The organism is Staphylococcus sp. FSL K6-3157 (assembly GCF_038005145.1).
Taxonomy (GTDB): Bacteria; Bacillota; Bacilli; order Staphylococcales; family Staphylococcaceae; genus Staphylococcus; species Staphylococcus equorum.
On record NZ_JBBOSM010000001.1, the window covers coordinates 733,222 to 751,858 of the forward strand.

The window sequence follows — 18,637 nt, forward strand, 5'->3', positions numbered from 1 at the left end:
GTGATTTTTCATGAGAAAAATAGTAGCAAAAAAAGGTTTAGATATTGAATGTAAAGGCTGGGAGCAAGAAGCAGTGCTTAGAATGTTGTATAACAACTTAGATCCAGAAGTAGCTGAACGTCCTGAAGATTTAGTTGTATATGGCGGTATTGGTAAAGCTGCTAGAAACTGGGAAGCATTTGAAGCGATAGAAGAGACGTTACGTTCATTAGAAGCGGATGAAACAATGTTAGTACAATCCGGAAAACCAGTTGCTGTATTTAAAACACATGAAGAAGCACCGCGTGTATTAATTTCAAATTCCGTACTTGTACCTGAGTGGGCAAATTGGGATCACTTTAACGAATTAGATAAAAAAGGGTTAATGATGTATGGACAAATGACAGCGGGTAGCTGGATATATATTGGTTCCCAAGGTATTGTTCAAGGTACTTATGAAACATTTGGTGAGCTTGCTAATCAACATTACGATGGCACGTTAAATGGGACAGTGACTTTAACAGCCGGACTAGGTGGCATGGGTGGTGCGCAACCACTGGCCGTTACGATGAATGGCGGTGTTGTAATTGGTGTAGATGTTGATGAGACACGTATTGATAAACGTATAGAAACACGTTATTGCGATGTGAAAACACATGACTTAGATGAGGCTTTACGTTTAGCCGAGGAAGCACGACAAGAGGGTAAACCATTATCTATCGGACTTGTTGGTAATGCTGTAGATACACACAAAGCCATTTTAGATAAAGGATTTAAAATTGATGTTGTTACTGACCAGACAAGTGCACATGATCCATTGAACGGCTATATTCCACAAGGTTATTCATTAGAGGAAGCAAAATCACTACGTGATAAAGACCCTAAAGAATACGTTGCATTATCCCAAGATTCAATGAGAAAACACGTTGAGTTAATGATTGAATTCCAAAAAAATGGTGCAGTTGCTTTTGATTACGGGAATAATATTAGACAAGTTGCCTATAATAATGGCTTAGAAAATGCTTTTGATTTCCCAGGATTTGTACCAGCGTATATTAGACCTTTATTCTGTGAAGGCAAAGGGCCATTCCGCTTTGCAGCTTTAAGTGGAGATCCTAAAGATATCGAACGTGCAGATGAAGAAATGAGAAAACTATTCCCAGATAATGAAAAGCTTATTCGCTGGTTAGATTTAGCTCAAGAAAAAATTGCATTCCAAGGATTACCTTCTCGTATAGCTTGGTTGGGCTTTGAGGAACGTGCCAAAATGGGCTTAGCCTTAAATCGTTTGGTTCGTGATGGAGAAATTTCTGCACCGGTCGTTATCGGGCGTGATCATCTTGATTCAGGATCTGTTGCGAGTCCAAACCGTGAGACAGAAGGTATGAAAGATGGTTCAGATGCTGTGGGAGACTGGGCAGTATTAAATGCTTTAATTAACACAGCGGCTGGTGGCTCATGGATTTCGTTCCATCATGGCGGTGGTGTAGGTATGGGTTACTCATTACATGCTGGTATGGTCATTGTCGCTGATGGTTCAGAACGCGCAGATCGTCGCTTAGGACGTGTATTAACGACAGATCCGGGTATGGGGGTTGTAAGACATGCAGATGCAGGTTATGAATCAGCAATTAATGTTGCTAAAGAAAAAGGTATCAAAATTCCAATGATTACGGGTAAAGGAGATATAAAATGAACGATTTAATTATTCAAAACATTAAAGAATTAATTTTACCAAAATCTACAGAGCGTCCTTTAAAAGGAAAAGATTTAGACGAATTAGAAATCATTGAAAATGGAACGGTTGTTGTTAAAGATTGCAAAGTGGTTTACTCGGGTGCCCATACAGATGAATATGAGGCGAAGGAAACAATCGACGCTACAGGGAAAGTTGTATCACCATCACTTGTTGAAGCACATACTCATTTAGTGCATGGCGGTTCAAGAGAACATGAAATGTCGCTTAAAAGACAAGGCGTTTCATATTTAGAAATACTTGAGCAAGGTGGAGGTATTTTATCCACAGTAGAAGCTACACGAAATGCAACTGAAGAAGAGCTATTTAATAAAGCTGAAAAGAATTTGTTAACGATGATACAACATGGAGTCTTAGCTGTTGAAAGTAAGAGTGGTTATGGTTTAGATAAAGAAAGTGAACTCAAACAACTACGTGTATCCAAACGTTTAGCAGAAAAATATAACTTAGATATGAAACATACTTTCTTAGGTCCGCATGCAGTACCAAAAGACGCGAAATCTAATCAAGCTTTTTTACAAGAAATGATTGATTTACTACCTGAAGTTAAACAGTATGCTGATTTTGCAGATATCTTTTGCGAAACAGGCGTATTTACAGTAGAAGAATCTAGAAAATATATGCAAGCAGCAAAAGATTTAGGTTTTGATGTTAAAATCCATGCAGATGAAATTGATCCATTAGGTGGTCTAGAATTAGCAATTGATGAAGGTGCAATTTCTGCAGACCATTTAGTTGCGTCAAGTACAGAAGGCAAAGCGAAGCTTAAAGATAGCGATACAGTAGCTGTATTACTACCAGGTACCACATTTTATTTAGGTAAGGAGCAATACGCAGATGCTAGAGGTATGTTAGATAATGGTGGAGCTATCGCTATTGCAACAGACTTTAATCCAGGGAGTTGTGTGACAAACAACTTACAACTTGTGATGTCGATTGCTGCGTTGAAATTAAAATTATCACCGAATGAGATTTGGAATGCTGTTACAGTGAATGCAGCAAAAGCAATTGATGTTGATGCTGGAACAATTAATAAAGGTGACAAAGCCAATATCGTCATTTGGGATGCACCAAACCATGAGTATATTCCATATCATTATGGTATAAACCATGCTGAAAAAGTAATCAAAGATGGCCAAATACTTGTTGATAACCAAATTAAATTAAATAACTAATAATATTGAATCTGGGGCATATACGTATGTCTCAGATTTAATTGTTATATTGTTGTGAATTGAGTGAACTTGAAAAGAGCTAATGCAAAGCTCTTTTTCAAGTTCACTCTTCTTTTTTAAGTGTAAATTAATTAAGTTTGAGTTGATTAAATATTTTGACAATTATGGTACCATGTTATTTAAAGCATACATGGGAGGTGACATCGAATGTGGGGCAAACTACTTATGTTAAACAATGGAGCGGGGATTTAAGTCAAAATATGCTCACAGGTATATTACTTGCCCTTGCATTACTTCCAGGCGCAATTGCATTCTCTTTCATCGCTGGCGTAAGCCCAACGATAGGCATGTTAAGTACTGGTTTGATGATGCTCGTGTTGAGCTTTACTGGCAATAGAACGTTGATGGTCTCAGCGCCAAGTAGTGGTGTGTCGCTAGTAGTTGCACCATTAATGGCAAGTCATGGCCTAAAAGCGCTTATTTTAGCTACATTGTTTATGGGCGTCATACAAATCATATTAGGATACTGTCACATAAATAAATTGTTAGACTTCGTACCTACGGGTGTTGTTATTGGTTTTATGAATGCATTAGGTTTATTATTGTTTACATCCCAATTAAAGCATATATTTAATGTTTCAGCTTCGACATATGTGTTTGCAATAGCTTCATTCTTTATTATTTGGCTTGCAGGGCAATATATCAAACTTATACCAGCACCTTTAATAGCAATTATTATATTGACGCTACTTGCAGGAGTGATTAAACCAAACATTCAATATGTTTCTGATACGGCTTCAATACATATAAAAATGCCAATACCTTCCATACCTAATGAAATGAGTGATTTGAATATAGTGATGGTTGCATTACTTTATGGTGTAGCAATGGCCATCGTAGCCGTAATCCAAACGACATTAACAGCACAAATGGTTGATGTTGTAACTTCGACAACTAGTGATAAGAATAAGGAATCTATTGGTCAAGGCATTGCAAACTTTATCGTTGGCTTGTTTGGAGGTTTTGGCGGTAGCGCACTTGTTGGACAATCGCGTTTTAACATAGCTATGGGTGCAAATTCGAGGGTTTCTACTTTCATCACAGGCAGTTTTTTATTGATTTGTTTATTTATTTTTGGAGAAATAATCGGACGAATACCTATGGCAGTGTTAGCTACTGTATTGATCACGATTTCACTTGGTACATTTGATAGACGAACGGTGCCATTCATTCGCAAAGCACCTTTGTTAAATAGTACTTTAATTATATCTACTGTATTGCTTATTTTAATTACGAATAACCTTGCCTTAGGCGTCGTTGTTGTAACGATAAGTTATTACATGATTTTCCGTTTTATTAATAAGAAAGGACGTGACATATAATGCCACAATATGAAGATTACGTGAATTGGAGAAGAACTTTACATCAATACCCTGAACTTTCAGATGCTGAATATGAGACGACAAAAAGATTGAAACGAATATTAGAGGCGTATGATATTAAAATAATTGATTTACCATTAGAGACTGGTTTAGTTGCTGAAGTAGGACAAGGTGAAACATTTGTAGCTGTAAGAACAGACATTGATGCTTTACCTATTCATGAGCAAGTGGTACATGAATTCACTTCAACAAATGAAGGTATTATGCATGCATGTGGACATGATATACACATGGCCAGTATTTTAGCCGTAGCAACAAGACTTAAAGACATTGAAAGCCAATTAAAAGGGCGTGTCCGCATTATTTTTCAACCTGCAGAAGAACTGGGTTATGGTGCACTACATATTACTGAATCAGGAGCGATTGATGGTGCAAAAGCTGTGTTAGGCTATCACAATTATCCGTCGTTAGACGTGGGTGAATTTGCAGTGAAACCTGGTGTAATTACGTCATCTGTAGATCGCTTTGAATTTAAAATAAAAGGCACAGGCGCGCATGCTGCTAAACCAGAACAGGGTAATGATCCTGTCATCGTTCTAGGACAATTAATTAACAGTGTTCAATCGATTGTGAGTAGAAATCTATCTGCTTTTGATAGCGCAGTTGTAACTATAGGTGAAGTATCTAGTGGAAATACATGGAATGTCATCGCTGATCAGGCATATGTCCAAGGTACTGTGAGAAGCTTTGATGAAGATAAACGTGTTTATATTGAAGAACGGCTTAGAGCAATTGGAAGTGGGCTTGCAGAAGCGTTTGATGTCGAAATAGAAACACTATATCATCGTTTACCAGGCGCCGTTAAAAACGATGAGAAACTAACGGATGACGCTATCGAAGTAGCGAAACAAGTTGGATATAATGTAGAAGTTATGGATAAACCTTTAACAATTGGGGAAGACTTTTCTGGTTTTTCAAATAAATATCCAAGCGTCTTTGCATTTATTGGGTCGAATAGTGAATATGATTTACATCACCCTAAGTATGACCCAGATGAACGTATTCTAGAAAAAGTACCTGAGTATTTTGTTACATTTGTGCAAAAATTATTGAACGAAGTATAAGTTGCCAAACACTTTGTATATGTATTAACTCCTATAAAATTTGGGTAATGTAAAGATATAATAATTATTTAAGGAGTGTTGTATTATGGCAGCCCAAGATCCGAGAACAAAATTTTCAAGTGAAGATTTTCCAAAACAAGAACAAGCGGTTCCTGGTTTACAAAAAGAATTAGAACCTAAACCAGATTGTGGGGAAACTTCATATATTGGTTATGGCAGATTAACAAATTATAAAATGTTAGTGACGGGTGGAGATTCTGCCATTGGAAGAGCAGCAGCTATAGCGTATGCAAAAGAAGGCGCAGATGTAGCGATAAATTATCTTCCTGAAGAACAAGCAGACGCCGAAGAAGTACAAGAAGTGATTGAAGCAGCAGGTAGAAAAGCTGTTTTAATACCAGGAGATCTCCGAAATGAACAATTTAACTATGATTTAGTAGAGCAAGCTTATAATGCACTAGGCGGTTTAGACAATGTAACCCTTGTAGCAGGACATCAACAATACAGAGATGATTTAAAAAGTTTTGATACAGCTTCATTTACTCAAACATTTGAAACGAACGTTTATCCTATATTTTGGACAGTTCAAAAAGCACTAGATTATTTACAGCCGGGTGCTACAATTACGACGACTTCATCAGTGCAAGGATATAATCCAAATCCAATTTTACATGATTATGCAGCCTCAAAAGCAGCAATCATTTCATTAACTAAAAGTTTATCTGAAGAATTAGGTGCTAAAGGTATTCGTGTGAATTGTGTAGCACCTGGGCCATTTTGGTCTCCTTTACAAATATCTGGTGGCCAGCCACAATCTAAAATACCTACATTTGGTCAAAAAGAAGTATTAGGTAGAGCAGGACAACCTGTTGAACTTTCAGGAGTGTATGTACATTTAGCTGCCGAAGAATCGAGTTATACGACTGGGCAAGTTTATGGTGTAACAGGCGGAACTCAGTTAGACTAATGATATCAAAAGTTAGAAATCTCTATGAGATTATCTAGCTTTTATTTTTTGAAAGGTATGATAATACAATATGAAACAATTTAAAGCAGATACACTCTCTAAAAAACAAAATTATAAATTACTGAGTGGGAGTATTATTCCAAGACCGATTGCATTTGTTACTTCTCAAGACAAGTCAGGTCATTTAAATGCAGCGCCATTCAGTTTCTTTAATATAGTGAATAGCGCACCGCCAATGATTATGATTTCTACTGTACGCTCAGAAGGTAAACGAAAAGACACGTCAGTCAATATTGAAGAAACCGAAGAATTTGTCGTTCACATTACTGATGAAACCATAGTTGAAGAAGTTAATAAAACGGCAGCACCAATAGAACGTACAAGTAATGAGCTAGAAAGAACAAATTTAACATGTATTGATTCAGAACTTGTTTCTGTGCCAGGGATACAACAAGCAAAAATCCGTATGGAATGTAAATTAAACAGAATTATTCCATTAGGGGATCCACAAGAAGGTTCTGATTTAATTATTGGTGAAGTCGTTATGTTCCATATCGATGATGATGTATACTTTGAAGACAGTAAAATTGATGCCCAAGCGCTAACAGCTATTTCTCGCTTAGCTGGCAATGACTATGCATCTTTAGGAGAAACATTTACGATTGTGCGACCTACTGAATAAGGGTGTTACACTTGTTGAAAATATCGTATGGTTGCAAAGTAATGTTGACAAACGTGCTTTAACGTATTAAGCTAAATCAGTATTTCACGAATTACAGTTAAAATATACTGTAATAAAACAATTTAATAACTTATCTAGAGAAGTGGAGGGACTGGCCCGTCGATGCTTCGGCAACATGATGATGCGTGTGCCAATTCCAGTAGCATAGATGTATGCTAGAAGATAAGAACGAAGACACAACGTTTACTCTTTTCTTCAATAGAAAAGAGTTTTTTTATTTTCAAAAAGAAACATAAAGAAATAGCGGGGAATAAATTTCACGCTTTTACCCTTATAGAAAGTTGGTTTTGTATGGAGAAGACAAAGAAAGGTAATGCTTGGGCATTGATTCCATTGCTCGTATTTGTAGGTTTATTTTTAGGTGTAGGTATTGGTACAGGAGATTTTTCAACAATGCCTTTAAATGTAGCTATTTTAGTAGCATCTATTGTAGCTTTGATTTTAAATAGAAAAGAAACGTTTCATAAAAAAGTGGAAGTCTTCACAAAAGGCGCGGGTCATTCAAATATTATTTTAATGATGCTCATCTTTATACTGGCTGGTGCCTTCTCTCAAACTACTGAAGACATGGGCGGCGTACAATCTACAGTTAATTTAGGACTGTCACTTATTCCAGAGAATTTAATTATCGTAGGCTTATTTATTATTTGTATGTTTGTTTCGCTTTCAATGGGTACATCTGTAGGTACAGTAGCAGCAATAGCGCCTGTTGGATTTGGATTGAGTCAAGCAACAGACGTCTCAGCAGCTATTACAATGGCTACAGTTGTAGGTGGTGCAATGTTTGGCGATAATCTATCAATGATTTCAGATACAACAATCGCTGCCGTACGTACTCAAAAGACAAAAATGAGTGATAAATTTAAAGTGAATATTAAAATTGTGTTGCCAGGTGCTATATTTACGATTATAGCTTTGTGGTTTTTAACAAATGGAGCACAAATTGATGCAAGTAAAAGTTACGATTATAATATTATCAAAGTCTTACCTTATTTAATGGTACTAATATTAGCATTAATTGGTATTAATGTAATTATTGTGCTTATCGGTGGTATCGCATTATCAGCAATAATCGGCCTTATAGATGGATCATTTGGTTGGACAGGCTTATTAGAGTCCATTTCAAAAGGTATTATTGGTATGGAAGATATTGCGATGATTGCCTTACTTATCGGAGGCCTCGTAGCGCTTATTCAACATAACGGCGGTATCACATGGTTACTTCACTTTGTTCGTAATAGAGTGAAATCGAAACGTGGCGCAGAATTAGGTATAGCTGGGTTAGTCAGTGCAGCGGATATTTCAACAGCGAATAATACGATATCGATACTGATGTCTGGCCCATTAGCAAAAGAAATTTCAGAAGAATATGATATAGATCCAAGAAAATCGGCAAGTATTTTGGATATGTTTGCGAGTTGTTTCCAAGGGCTCTTACCTTATAGCCCGCAGTTAATTGCAGCAGCAGGCGTGGCGTCTATATCGCCATTTGAGTTATTACCCTACTCTATTTATCCAATGATTTTGGGCGTTTGTGGTTTGATTGCAATCTTATTTAACTTACCAAGATTAAATAAGAAATAAGGGGTTAAAAGGGAAGGCGAATCAGTGCAGTGTTTGTATCTGATGAACCTCCCTTTTTATTATGCTTTGATATACAGTAAGTTTATAAAAAGTACTTAAATACATGTTTTTGCGAAAGTGACGTTTAAAATTTTGACGTTTACTGACTATTGACGATAAAATATAGAAGTTGAACGTTTTAAAGTAAAGACTAGAACATTTTATGATTCATAGGATTATTGTTTAGAAGTCTTGTAGAATAGGTTAGAATAGAATTAAGAGTGAAAGTAGGTGAACAATCGTGGGTAAATATAATGTTGAAAATGAATACGTTGAGATACGACTTGAACGACTATTTAAAGTTGAACCAGAATTATTATATCAAGCATGGACAGATCAACGTTTTCTTAAACAATGGTTTATGACAACAGATAGAACAAATAAATCAATTCATATTAACGCTGAACAAAATGGAAGTTATGAAATTGTTGACGTTCGTAAAGGGAAAGAAAATGTAGTAAAAGGTTCTTTTATTACGTTAACGCCATATGAATATATCGTCATGACAATTGGTATGCCAGAGTTAAGTGATTCTGAAGATACCATTGAAATTGAAATATTCGAAAGAGAAGCGGGCATCGCTCAAATGATTTTTAATTATAAAGCTTTTGTGCCAAAAGAACGTAGATATACAATACTGGAATATAAGCAGAAGAAAAAAGAATATCATGATTCTACTGCGCATGGTTTCGAAATATTATTTGATAAATTACAAGTGGTATTAGAAGAATTTGAATCAGACCTTTAATATTTAATAAGATATTTTGAATATAAACTGTTAGCAAAGTTTTAGCTTTGTTGACAGTTTTTTTACGTTTTCCACCAAGTGTAATATCTCCTTTACAATAAATGTTTCATACTTACTTGTAGGGCACAAATCCTAGCTTTTAAATTTTACCTCGTATTGTTCCTACAGATGTCCCATATGAAATCAAGTTAATGTAAATTGAAATTACCCCAATCCATAAGTATATGCTAATGGATTAGGGTAAGGGTTTTTGAACATAGAGATGTGTAGTTATATTTCAAAAGTAAGCTCAGGATAAAGGAGGTGAATTATTACGATATAATTTCACCTTTTTCTATGCGCTCATTAAATTTACGCAATAATGTTTCGAAAAATATGTGATAACTTATAAAGCTTGAATAATCTATACCGTCAGCAAGATAAAATGTGTTGCTAGAAACATAAATATTATAATTAGCTTTTTGAGCAAGTGTATTATCATTTAAAGTAGTAATGGAGAAAAAATATTTTTGACGTAACTGTAATAAGTTGGTGATATCTGATAATTGATGTGATTCACCAGAAAGAGAAATAATGAAGAAAATATCTGTAGGTGTAGTTCTATTAAGTACCATTTTAAATTCGTGTACATCATGTAATACAATAATATTTTTATGAATTGTTAACAAAATACGTTGCGCTTCTTGGGCTACATTCATTTGTGCGACACCTGTTCCATACAAATAGACGGTCTCTGCTTCGTTGATTTTATCGGTGACAAGATTATAATCGATACGTTCTAAATATGTAAAAGTATTTTCGACGTCTTGTTTGAATCCTTCGATAGAGTCGGAAGGGAGATTATGAGATTTTTCAGTTTCAAACTTTAAGTAAGATTTAAAGTCACTATAACCATCAAAACCTAATTTACGCGTAAAACGATGAATCGTTGCATTTGAAGCATGCGTAAATTCTGCTAAGTCTTGAATTTTCATGGTTTTACATTCTGTCGTATGTGTATTGATAAAATGAGCAATATGTAAGTCATTCTCATTTAATTTATTAAAGTTATTATTAACGCGTTCATCTAAAAACAATATGATAACCTCGCACTTCATGAAAATATTTTCAAGTTTTGGAAATATAATCTGATTATACAAAACTATTCGTAATGTAGTCAAACCATTGCTTATATGTAAGCGTTTCCTTTAATATTGAGATAAGTTTTGAAACAAACGTATCTAAAAATGATAAATTTACATATAAGGATTTGAATGTAAGTTATCTAAATTTAATAGTATTTGGGGGTATATTTCTATGAACGCAATTAAACGATTTGGGAGTGCGATGATAGTTCCAGTATTGATGTTTGCTTTCTTCGGTATTGTTTTAGGGTTTGCTACATTATTTAAAAATCCTGCAATAATGGGAAGTATTGCAGAAGATGGGACGACTTGGTTTAGAATATGGTCCGTAATAGAATCTGGTGGTTGGGTAATATTCGATCACATGGAAATTGTATTTGCTGTCGGGTTGCCGCTTTCTTTAGCTAAAAAAGCACCTGGTCATGCTGCACTAGCAGCGTTAATGGGTTATCTAATGTTTAATACATTTATTAACGCTATTCTCACGCAATGGCCACATACATTTGGAGCTAATTTGGAAAAAGGTGTCGAGAATGTTACCGGACTCAAAGCAATTGCTGGGATCGAAACGTTAGATACCAATATTTTAGGTGGTATCATAATTTCTAGCATTGTGACATGGATACATAATAGGTTCTATAGTAAGAAACTGCCTGAAATGTTAGGTGTGTTCCAAGGGTTAACATTTGTAGTAACGATTTCGTTTTTTGTTATGTTACCTATTGCATTAATAACATGTATTGTTTGGCCTACGATTCAAGGTGGTATTTCTTCATTACAAGGATTTATCATAGGATCAGGTTACATTGGAGTATGGCTATATCACTTCTTAGAAAGAGTGCTTATTCCAACTGGTTTACATCACTTTATTTATGCACCAATTGAAGTAGGCCCGGTAGTGGTAAACCACGGATTAAAAGCAGAATGGTTTGCGCATGTAAATGAATTTGCGACGAGTACAAAGCCATTGAAAGAACAATTTCCTTATGGATTTATGTTACAAGGTAATGGTAAAGTATTTGGTTCGATAGGTATTGCATTAGCAATGTATTCAACAACACCTAAAGAGAATAAGAAAAAAATTGCAGCGTTACTTATCCCAGCTACATTAACTGCTGTAGTTGTAGGTATTACAGAGCCATTAGAATTTACATTCTTATTTATTGCACCTTATTTATTTGTATTGCACGCATTATTAGCTGCAACAATGGATACACTTATGTATGGATTTGGCCTCGTAGGTAACTTTGGTGGCGGTCTATTAGACTTCTTTGCTACGAATTGGATACCTTTAGCACAAAATCATTGGTTAACATATGTAATTCAAATCATTATTGGTCTTGTATTTACTGCTATTTATTATTTCTTATTCAGATTCTTAATTTTAAAATTCAATATTCCACTTCCTGGTCGCAAGAAAGACGAAGAAGACGTGAAGTTGTATAGTAAAAATGATTATAAGAGTAAAAAAGGTAGTGATGACAAAGCAAATACAATATCTACTGGTAATGAATACGAAGATAAAGCAAATTATTATTTAGAAGGCCTTGGCGGTAAAGAAAACATCAAGGACGTAACAAATTGTACGACACGCTTAAGATTAACAGTGAATGATATAGATAAAGTAGAAGATAGTGGTTATTTCACGCACAACCAAATGGCACACGGATTAGTTAAAAGTGGTAAAAATGTCCAAGTCGTTGTTGGTATGTCAGTACCACAAGTAAGAGAAGCTTTTGAAAACATTGTTAACAAAGAAGAGCAAGATTAAATAAATAATAAAAAATAAGCACAGCCCGTATGGAACCGTTCCATACGGGCTGTGCTTATTTTTTATTATTTAAACGAATTACGAAATCCTAGCTTTACTCATTAATCGTGGTTGGTATATTGCACCAAGTACATCAATGTTATGAGTAGCAACCATTTGGATGAGCTTCGCGAAAACTTTAGGAGAACAAGAAACATTTATTTTATCTCTATTGAAGGTATATGTAATATGCTCCGTTTGATTGATTAAGTTCAAAATATCAATAACTTTATCTTTGACAAAAGCGTCGTAAAGCCCATCGATAGTCAGTTCAAAACGTTTAGAAGATAACAATAAATGATCAAGATCTAATAACTTTTCAGAATGATTACTTTCTATAATTTGATAAATTAAATAATTATGAAAGCTAAGAAAACTAATAATATATGGTAACTGGTATTTTGGTAAGTTGACCTTTAATGCATACAAGTTATTTTCTTTGAAAATTGAAAACTTGAATGAGTTGCAAAAATTAATTTGCTTACATAATTTAGTTAAATTTTTTCGTGTGGCGCGTTTGTTAAGTCCACCTATATTTAACACAAAAGTTTCCGTTCTATCTAAAAACATATTATACCTCCATATCTATATAAAGTGTCATATGGATATTAATCATAATATTCTTTACACTTAAAATTATACAAGTTTTTATTTCTATTAAATTGTACCACTCTTTTAAAATGTTGGCACTAGGTCTTTAGAACGAAGTTAGAAATTATTTTTGAGTTTGATATTATTGCATTTACAAAAGTTGGAATATTTTGAAAATTCAGTTGTATAGGCGTTTAAAGTATGATACATTTTTCTTTATTAATACATAGAGGAAGTGTTGAGAGATGTTATCAAAAGTGAGTCGGTTTGCAACAAACACATTCTTGATATGGATGTTAATCGCTGCAATAATTGGATTTATTTTTCCAACTCAGTTAGCTACGTTAAGTGGTTGGGTACCATATTTACTTGGTATCGTAATGTTGGGTATGGGGTTAACCATTGACCCTAAAGATTTTAAAATTGTATTTCAATCGCCTAAGTGCGTAATAATTGGTGTGATTTTGCAATACACAATTATGCCTTTAGCGGCTTTTTTAATTGCTAAATTATTTCAATTACCACCTGAAATTGCAATTGGTGTGATATTAGTTGGGTGTTGTCCAGGGGGAACATCAAGTAACGTTATGAGTTATTTAGCAAATGCAAATGTTGCGTTGTCTGTAGCTATTACAAGTGTCTCTACATTACTTGCACCGTTCTTAACGCCAGCATTAATTTATTTATTTGCACATGAATGGTTACAAGTTTCATTTATGAGTATGTTTTGGTCAGTTGTGCAAGTGATACTTATCCCTATTGCGATTGGTTTTATATTACAAAAAGTATTTAAAAAATTCGCTGATAAGTCTGCAACTGCATTGCCAATCGTTTCTGTAATTGCTATTTCTCTCATACTCGCTTCTGTAGTAGGTGGGAGTAAATCACAAATACTAGAAACAGGATTGCTCATTTTTGCAGTAGTCATATTACATAACATTGTTGGTTATGTACTTGGATATACATTAGCAAATATATTTAAACTGGAACGCGCCGATAAAAAGGCTGTTTCGATTGAAGTTGGAATGCAGAATTCAGGGTTAGCAGTAACATTGGCTACCGTACATTTCAGTCCTTTATCAGCAGTACCCGGAGCAGTATTTAGTTTGATACACAATATTACCGGACCAGTTTTAGCAAAATATTGGAATAAACGATAATACACTAGAAGCATATATAATAAGCTCACTTCAAATTTGGAGTGAGCTTTTAATTTTGATGTTACCATTTTAAAACCGAAAATGCATATTTCAAAATAAAAATATGATAAGCTAGCATTAATATAATTTAAGAAAACAAGTGGACAGAGGAGGATATATTATGTATAGAGCAGTCGTATTCGATTTTGATGGCACGATTATTGATACAGAAAGACATCTATTTGAAATCATTAATAAACACTTAAAAAAACATAATTTAACTGAAATAACATTGGATTTTTATCGTCAATCTATTGGCGGAGCCGCAACGGATTTACATCATTATTTAGAAGGTCAATTAGGCAAAGAAAATAAGCATGAAATTTATGTTGAACACAATAACACGAGCGTTGATTTGCCAATCATTGATGCAATGAAACAGTTAATGGATTATTGCAAAAAATGTCATATACCAATGGCGATTGCGACGAGTAGCTATAGAGCCGATATCAAACCAGCATTTGAAAGTCTAGGATTAAGCAATTATATCGATATCGTTGTAGGTCGAGAAGATGTTGAAGCGGTTAAACCAAGCCCTGAACCATACCTCACTGCTGTTCAAAAACTTAATTACAATCCAGGAAATTGTTTAGCGATTGAAGACTCAGTTAATGGTGCAACTGCTGCAGTTGTAGCTGGTTTAGATGTTATCGTCAATACAAATACAATGACAGAAAAACAAGATTTTAGCGAAGTGGCATTTACTGGAAAAGATTTAACCGGTGAAGAAATCATTACGACATACTTTGAGAAAAATAGAGATTAATTAAATGAGTGGATATTTAATTTTATTTTTCTTGGGTGGACCCATTGTATTGGCGATAAGTAATTTGCTATTAGGCCCAATTTTTAATAAAAAAATACCATTTAAAATACACTTTAGATCATTTATGGTAGGCACAGTGGTTTATTTGTTAGGGGCTAGTTTAATATATTATTTTGTACTTCAAGATAAATTGTAAATTTGCACCTGATATTAAATTTAAAAAAGGGGCTTCCATATGGAGGCCCCTTTTAGCACGCAAACAAAGCACTGTTGCGAAGTCAACTGTATTATATATGTGAGCTTATATTTAATATAAGCATTGTTAATTATAAAAGTTGGAAAATCAATGTTGCTACAACGAGGACGAGTAGTATTGAATCTATACCTACCATGATTGCAAAACGTGTATTTTTTTCACCAGTTTCTTTAGAAGCTTTTACTGCTTTTAAATTAGGAATCAAACTTACAATTAGTAAAATGATTACAATAACGCCTATAATCATACTCATGATTTGTCACCACCATTTTTATTTTTTTCTATATATTCCCAAACATAACCAGCGACGATACCAAGAATTAAACCGACAATAATACCAACTTTTATAGTAGATATTAAAGCACATATGATAATAGCTATTAACAATGCGATTGGAATCGTGATACCAAATTTATATTTTCGTTCTGGTGAATCAACAATAGAAAATAAGACATAATATAAAATAGCAAATACTACAATTACAAGTAGACTTTTTAAAATTAATTGTCCAATTGAACTATCTGAACCAGAAACATAATTTAATAAGAAAAATAACACCCCAAAGATAAGAGAAACTGTAATTGTTTTTTTTAGTAAAATTTTATTCATGTTGAACTCCTTTGTAATAAAATCTAATGAAAATTATACCATAGAAAGTTTGAAATATAGAATATCGCAAAATTAATGTAACCTTTCACCATCATATTGATGATGATCATTTAAATAGGCGTAAAACAATCCGATAATCAACCCCCCGCCAATATAGTTTCCAAAAGCAGCACCAAGTAAATTAATTAACGTAGGGATCAATGACATTAAATCACTTTGATAAACGAGTCCACCAGCAAATAATACAGAATTATAAACGACATGTTCATAACCCATAAAGGCGAATATGGATACGCCAAACATCATGACAAACATTTTAGCTAGAATGTCATCAATTTGCATGGCGATAACTAATGAAATATTGATAAAAAAATTAGCGAATATACCTTTGATTAAAATTGCTAAAAATCCTGCAGCAAATAGCTTATGTTCAATTGCAACTTCAAGTTGAATGAACATCTCTGGAGACATAATATCTGAAAGTCGCGTGAGTGTGAAAAATATTAAGCCTCCAGCCACATTCCCTATGAAGCATAAGGTGAAAATTTTTAAGACACGCATAGGACTAATAACACGATAATACAATCCAACAGTGAAATACATAAAATTACTTGTTAATAATTCTGAATTAGTGAATAGTATTAGTAATAGTGCGAAACTAAAGGCGATGGATGAAACTAAATTTGTCACACCAGAGGCCATATCGCCTCCGATGCTAGCTTTAATTAACAACACGAATACAGTAATGATACCTAAGATAAACCCGGCCATCGTGGCACGTAATAGATAACGCTTTAAGTAAAAACTTTGAAGTACGTCCTTGGTTCTAATCGTTTCAACTACATGGTTAATCCATGCCTTGCCATAGAAGACTTTATCCCATTTAATGTTTTTCTCATTCAATTACTTATCCTCACTTTTGATAGGTTAGGACAAGTATACTATGCTAATTAATATTTGTGAATAAATTCACAATATCTACATAATAAATTTCATGATGATAGTTGAAAAATAAAAAATTGGAATTTGTAAAATTACTTTGCAATTTTTGACGAAATAAAATACAATTAATAGCGGAAATGTAAACCCTTACATAAATCGAAAATAATTATTCCAATTTTTAGAATTTATAGTATAATGGCGACATAATAAGTGTTTCATCTGTACTTACAATCGAAAGAGATGGGGTTTGAATTATGAACGAGAACAAAGAATTACATAGGGGGCTAGGTGCACGTCAAATGCGTATGATTGCACTTGGCGGGACAATTGGAGTAGGACTATTTATGGGCGCAACAAGCACTATAAAGTGGACAGGTCCTTCTGTTATATTTGCATATTTAATAGCAGGTATCTTTTTATTTCTAGTAATGAGAGCTATGGGGGAGATGGTTTATTTATATCCTACCACAGGTTCTTATGCTAACTTTGCAAGTGATTACATACATCCAGTGGCAGGCTATTTAACTGCTTGGAGTAATATATTCCAGTGGATTGTCGTCGGTATGAGTGAAGTGATAGCCGTCGGAGAATATATGAATTATTGGTTTCCGGATTTACCACAGTGGATTCCAGGTGTACTGGTAGTAATATTATTAGCCAGTGCTAATCTAGTGTCAGTTAAAGCTTTTGGTGAATTTGAATTCTGGTTTGCAATGATTAAAGTAGTAACAATTATCTTAATGATTATTGCAGGATTTGGATTAATCTTCTTCGGATTAGGTAATGGAGGAGAAGCACTTGGTTTATCAAATTTATGGGCACATGGTGGATTCATGCCTAACGGTTGGATTGGATTCTTCTTTGCACTGTCTATTGTTATAGGCTCTTACCAAGGTGTAGAATTAATCGGTATTACAGCCGGAGAGACAAAAGACCCTCAGAAAAATATTAAAAGTGCCGTTAATGGCGTCATTTGGCGTATATTGATTTTCTATATTGGTGCGATTTTTGTAATTGTAACAGTTTATCCTTGGGATCAATTAGGTAACATTGGTAGTCCATTTGTTGGAACATTTGCAAAAGTTGGTATTACGTTTGCAGCTGGCTTTATTAACTTTGTAGTATTAACTGCTGCTATGTCTGGATGTAACTCTGGAATATTCAGTGCGAGTCGTATGACATTTACATTATCTCAAAGAGGACAAATGCCTAAATTCTTTTCTAAAGTTATGAAAAATGGTGTTCCTGTGTGGACAGTAACAGCAATTTCTATTGGTATTTTAATTGGAGCATTACTAAATGTTATCTTACCTTTATTTATTGAAGGTGCTGAGAGCGTCTTTGTTTATGTATATAGTGCATCTATTTTACCAGGTATGGTACCGTGGTTTATGATTTTAATTAGTCATTTGAAATTTAGGAAACGTTCTCCTGAATTAGTAAAGGATCATCCCTTTAAAATGCCAGGCGGAGCATTTACAAACTACATTACAATGGCATTCTTTATTACAGTATTAATTGGAATGTTATTCAATAAAGAGACAGTTGTTTCTGTAGTAATTGGTATTGTATTCTTATCGTTTATGGCGATTTTCTATTTCTTAAAAGGCTATCATAAGTTAGATAAAGATAAACAAATTTAATATAGGTTGAATTAAATATAGGTTAGCTACTTTATGACTGAAATTACAAAGTTATAAAATAGCTAACCTTTTTATTATAAAAATGTCTCTCAAAACCATAGGTATATAAGCATTTACACAACTAGTGTTTTACAGAAAATTTACATTATTAAAATATTGAGACAAAATTAGAGTATTACACTTAACATGTAAGCACAATAA

The 18,637-nt window shown here is 34.1% G+C and carries 18 protein-coding genes and 1 riboswitch; of the genes, 13 read left to right on the forward strand and 5 right to left on the reverse strand.

The genetic code is table 11. The annotated features are described in order from the left end of the window. Positions 1–10 precede the first annotated feature (10 nt). From hutU to MHB47_RS03280, 8 genes are all read left to right on the forward strand, one after another. Complete coding sequence (gene hutU, locus MHB47_RS03245) at positions 11–1,675, forward strand: urocanate hydratase (protein ID WP_340755110.1); 1,665 nt, start codon at positions 11–13, stop codon at positions 1,673–1,675. Continuing rightward, positions 1,672–2,910 carry an imidazolonepropionase gene (hutI, locus tag MHB47_RS03250; RefSeq protein ID WP_002506875.1) on the forward strand — a complete coding sequence of 413 codons (1,239 nt, stop codon included), beginning with the start codon at positions 1,672–1,674 and terminating at the stop codon, positions 2,908–2,910. Before hutU ends, hutI begins: the two co-directional genes overlap by 4 nt. 209 nt (positions 2,911–3,119) lie before the next feature. Beyond that, positions 3,120–4,292 carry a SulP family inorganic anion transporter gene (locus MHB47_RS03255; RefSeq protein WP_340755112.1) on the forward strand — a complete coding sequence of 391 codons (1,173 nt, stop codon included), beginning with the start codon at positions 3,120–3,122 and terminating at the stop codon, positions 4,290–4,292. Then, positions 4,292–5,416, forward strand: coding sequence for an amidohydrolase (locus MHB47_RS03260; protein ID WP_107514608.1), 1,125 nt, complete (start codon positions 4,292–4,294; stop codon positions 5,414–5,416). Before MHB47_RS03255 ends, MHB47_RS03260 begins: the two co-directional genes overlap by 1 nt. 85 nt (positions 5,417–5,501) lie before the next feature. After that, positions 5,502–6,383, forward strand: a complete 882-nt coding sequence (locus MHB47_RS03265; RefSeq protein WP_340755115.1) for an SDR family oxidoreductase — start codon at positions 5,502–5,504, stop codon at positions 6,381–6,383. Positions 6,384–6,453: 70 nt separating this feature from the next. After that, on the forward strand, positions 6,454–7,065 hold the full coding sequence (locus tag MHB47_RS03270) for a flavin reductase family protein (RefSeq protein WP_056935839.1): 612 nt from the start codon (positions 6,454–6,456) through the stop codon (positions 7,063–7,065). A 127-nt stretch (positions 7,066–7,192) separates the two neighbouring features. Then, a riboswitch (SAM riboswitch) is annotated at positions 7,193–7,294 on the forward strand. 122 nt (positions 7,295–7,416) lie between these two features. Further along, a complete protein-coding gene (locus MHB47_RS03275) occupies positions 7,417–8,709 on the forward strand; it encodes a Na+/H+ antiporter NhaC family protein (RefSeq protein WP_340755118.1) in 1,293 nt (430 codons plus the stop codon). A 280-nt stretch (positions 8,710–8,989) separates the two neighbouring features. After that, a complete protein-coding gene (locus MHB47_RS03280) occupies positions 8,990–9,496 on the forward strand; it encodes an SRPBCC family protein (RefSeq protein WP_002506882.1) in 507 nt (168 codons plus the stop codon). 311 nt (positions 9,497–9,807) lie between these two features. On the opposite strand, the gene MHB47_RS03285 is transcribed toward MHB47_RS03280, so the two are convergent. Next, positions 9,808–10,572, reverse strand: a complete 765-nt coding sequence (locus tag MHB47_RS03285) for a MurR/RpiR family transcriptional regulator (RefSeq protein ID WP_002506883.1) — start codon at positions 10,570–10,572, stop codon at positions 9,808–9,810. A 220-nt stretch (positions 10,573–10,792) separates the two neighbouring features. On the opposite strand from MHB47_RS03285, the gene MHB47_RS03290 reads away from it, so the two are divergent. Next, on the forward strand, positions 10,793–12,391 hold the full coding sequence (locus MHB47_RS03290; RefSeq protein WP_340755120.1) for an alpha-glucoside-specific PTS transporter subunit IIBC: 1,599 nt from the start codon (positions 10,793–10,795) through the stop codon (positions 12,389–12,391). A gap of 78 nt (positions 12,392–12,469) precedes the next feature. Here MHB47_RS03290 and MHB47_RS03295 read toward each other — a convergent pair whose 3' ends face one another. Continuing rightward, entirely contained in the window at positions 12,470–13,000 is a 531-nt protein-coding gene (locus MHB47_RS03295; RefSeq protein WP_021338452.1) for a hypothetical protein, read from the reverse strand. Between the two features lie 266 nt (positions 13,001–13,266). On the opposite strand from MHB47_RS03295, the gene MHB47_RS03300 reads away from it, so the two are divergent. The 3 genes from MHB47_RS03300 to MHB47_RS03310 all read left to right on the forward strand — a co-directional run bounded on the left by MHB47_RS03300 (position 13,267) and on the right by MHB47_RS03310 (position 15,182). Next, positions 13,267–14,181: a bile acid:sodium symporter family protein gene (locus MHB47_RS03300; RefSeq protein ID WP_340755123.1), complete on the forward strand. Its 915-nt coding sequence runs from the start codon at positions 13,267–13,269 to the stop codon at positions 14,179–14,181. Between the two features lie 160 nt (positions 14,182–14,341). Next, positions 14,342–14,986 (forward strand): HAD family hydrolase, encoded by a 645-nt coding sequence (locus tag MHB47_RS03305; protein WP_002506887.1) that lies wholly within the window; start codon positions 14,342–14,344, stop codon positions 14,984–14,986. Positions 14,987–14,990: 4 nt separating this feature from the next. Beyond that, complete coding sequence (locus tag MHB47_RS03310) at positions 14,991–15,182, forward strand: hypothetical protein (protein WP_002506888.1); 192 nt, start codon at positions 14,991–14,993, stop codon at positions 15,180–15,182. A gap of 130 nt (positions 15,183–15,312) precedes the next feature. On the opposite strand, the gene MHB47_RS03315 is transcribed toward MHB47_RS03310, so the two are convergent. The 3 genes from MHB47_RS03315 to MHB47_RS03325 all read right to left on the reverse strand — a co-directional run bounded on the left by MHB47_RS03315 (position 15,313) and on the right by MHB47_RS03325 (position 16,754). Then, positions 15,313–15,495: a hypothetical protein gene (locus MHB47_RS03315; RefSeq protein WP_002506889.1), complete on the reverse strand. Its 183-nt coding sequence runs from the start codon at positions 15,493–15,495 to the stop codon at positions 15,313–15,315. Next, positions 15,492–15,851: a hypothetical protein gene (locus MHB47_RS03320; RefSeq protein ID WP_340755125.1), complete on the reverse strand. Its 360-nt coding sequence runs from the start codon at positions 15,849–15,851 to the stop codon at positions 15,492–15,494. The genes MHB47_RS03315 and MHB47_RS03320 overlap by 4 nt, the downstream gene beginning before the upstream one ends. A 72-nt stretch (positions 15,852–15,923) precedes the next feature. Next, positions 15,924–16,754, reverse strand: coding sequence for a formate/nitrite transporter family protein (locus tag MHB47_RS03325; protein WP_340755127.1), 831 nt, complete (start codon positions 16,752–16,754; stop codon positions 15,924–15,926). 293 nt (positions 16,755–17,047) lie between these two features. Between MHB47_RS03325 and MHB47_RS03330 the strand changes: the two genes are divergently transcribed. Then, positions 17,048–18,436: an amino acid permease gene (locus MHB47_RS03330; protein WP_069801795.1), complete on the forward strand. Its 1,389-nt coding sequence runs from the start codon at positions 17,048–17,050 to the stop codon at positions 18,434–18,436. Positions 18,437–18,637: the final 201 nt, after the last annotated feature.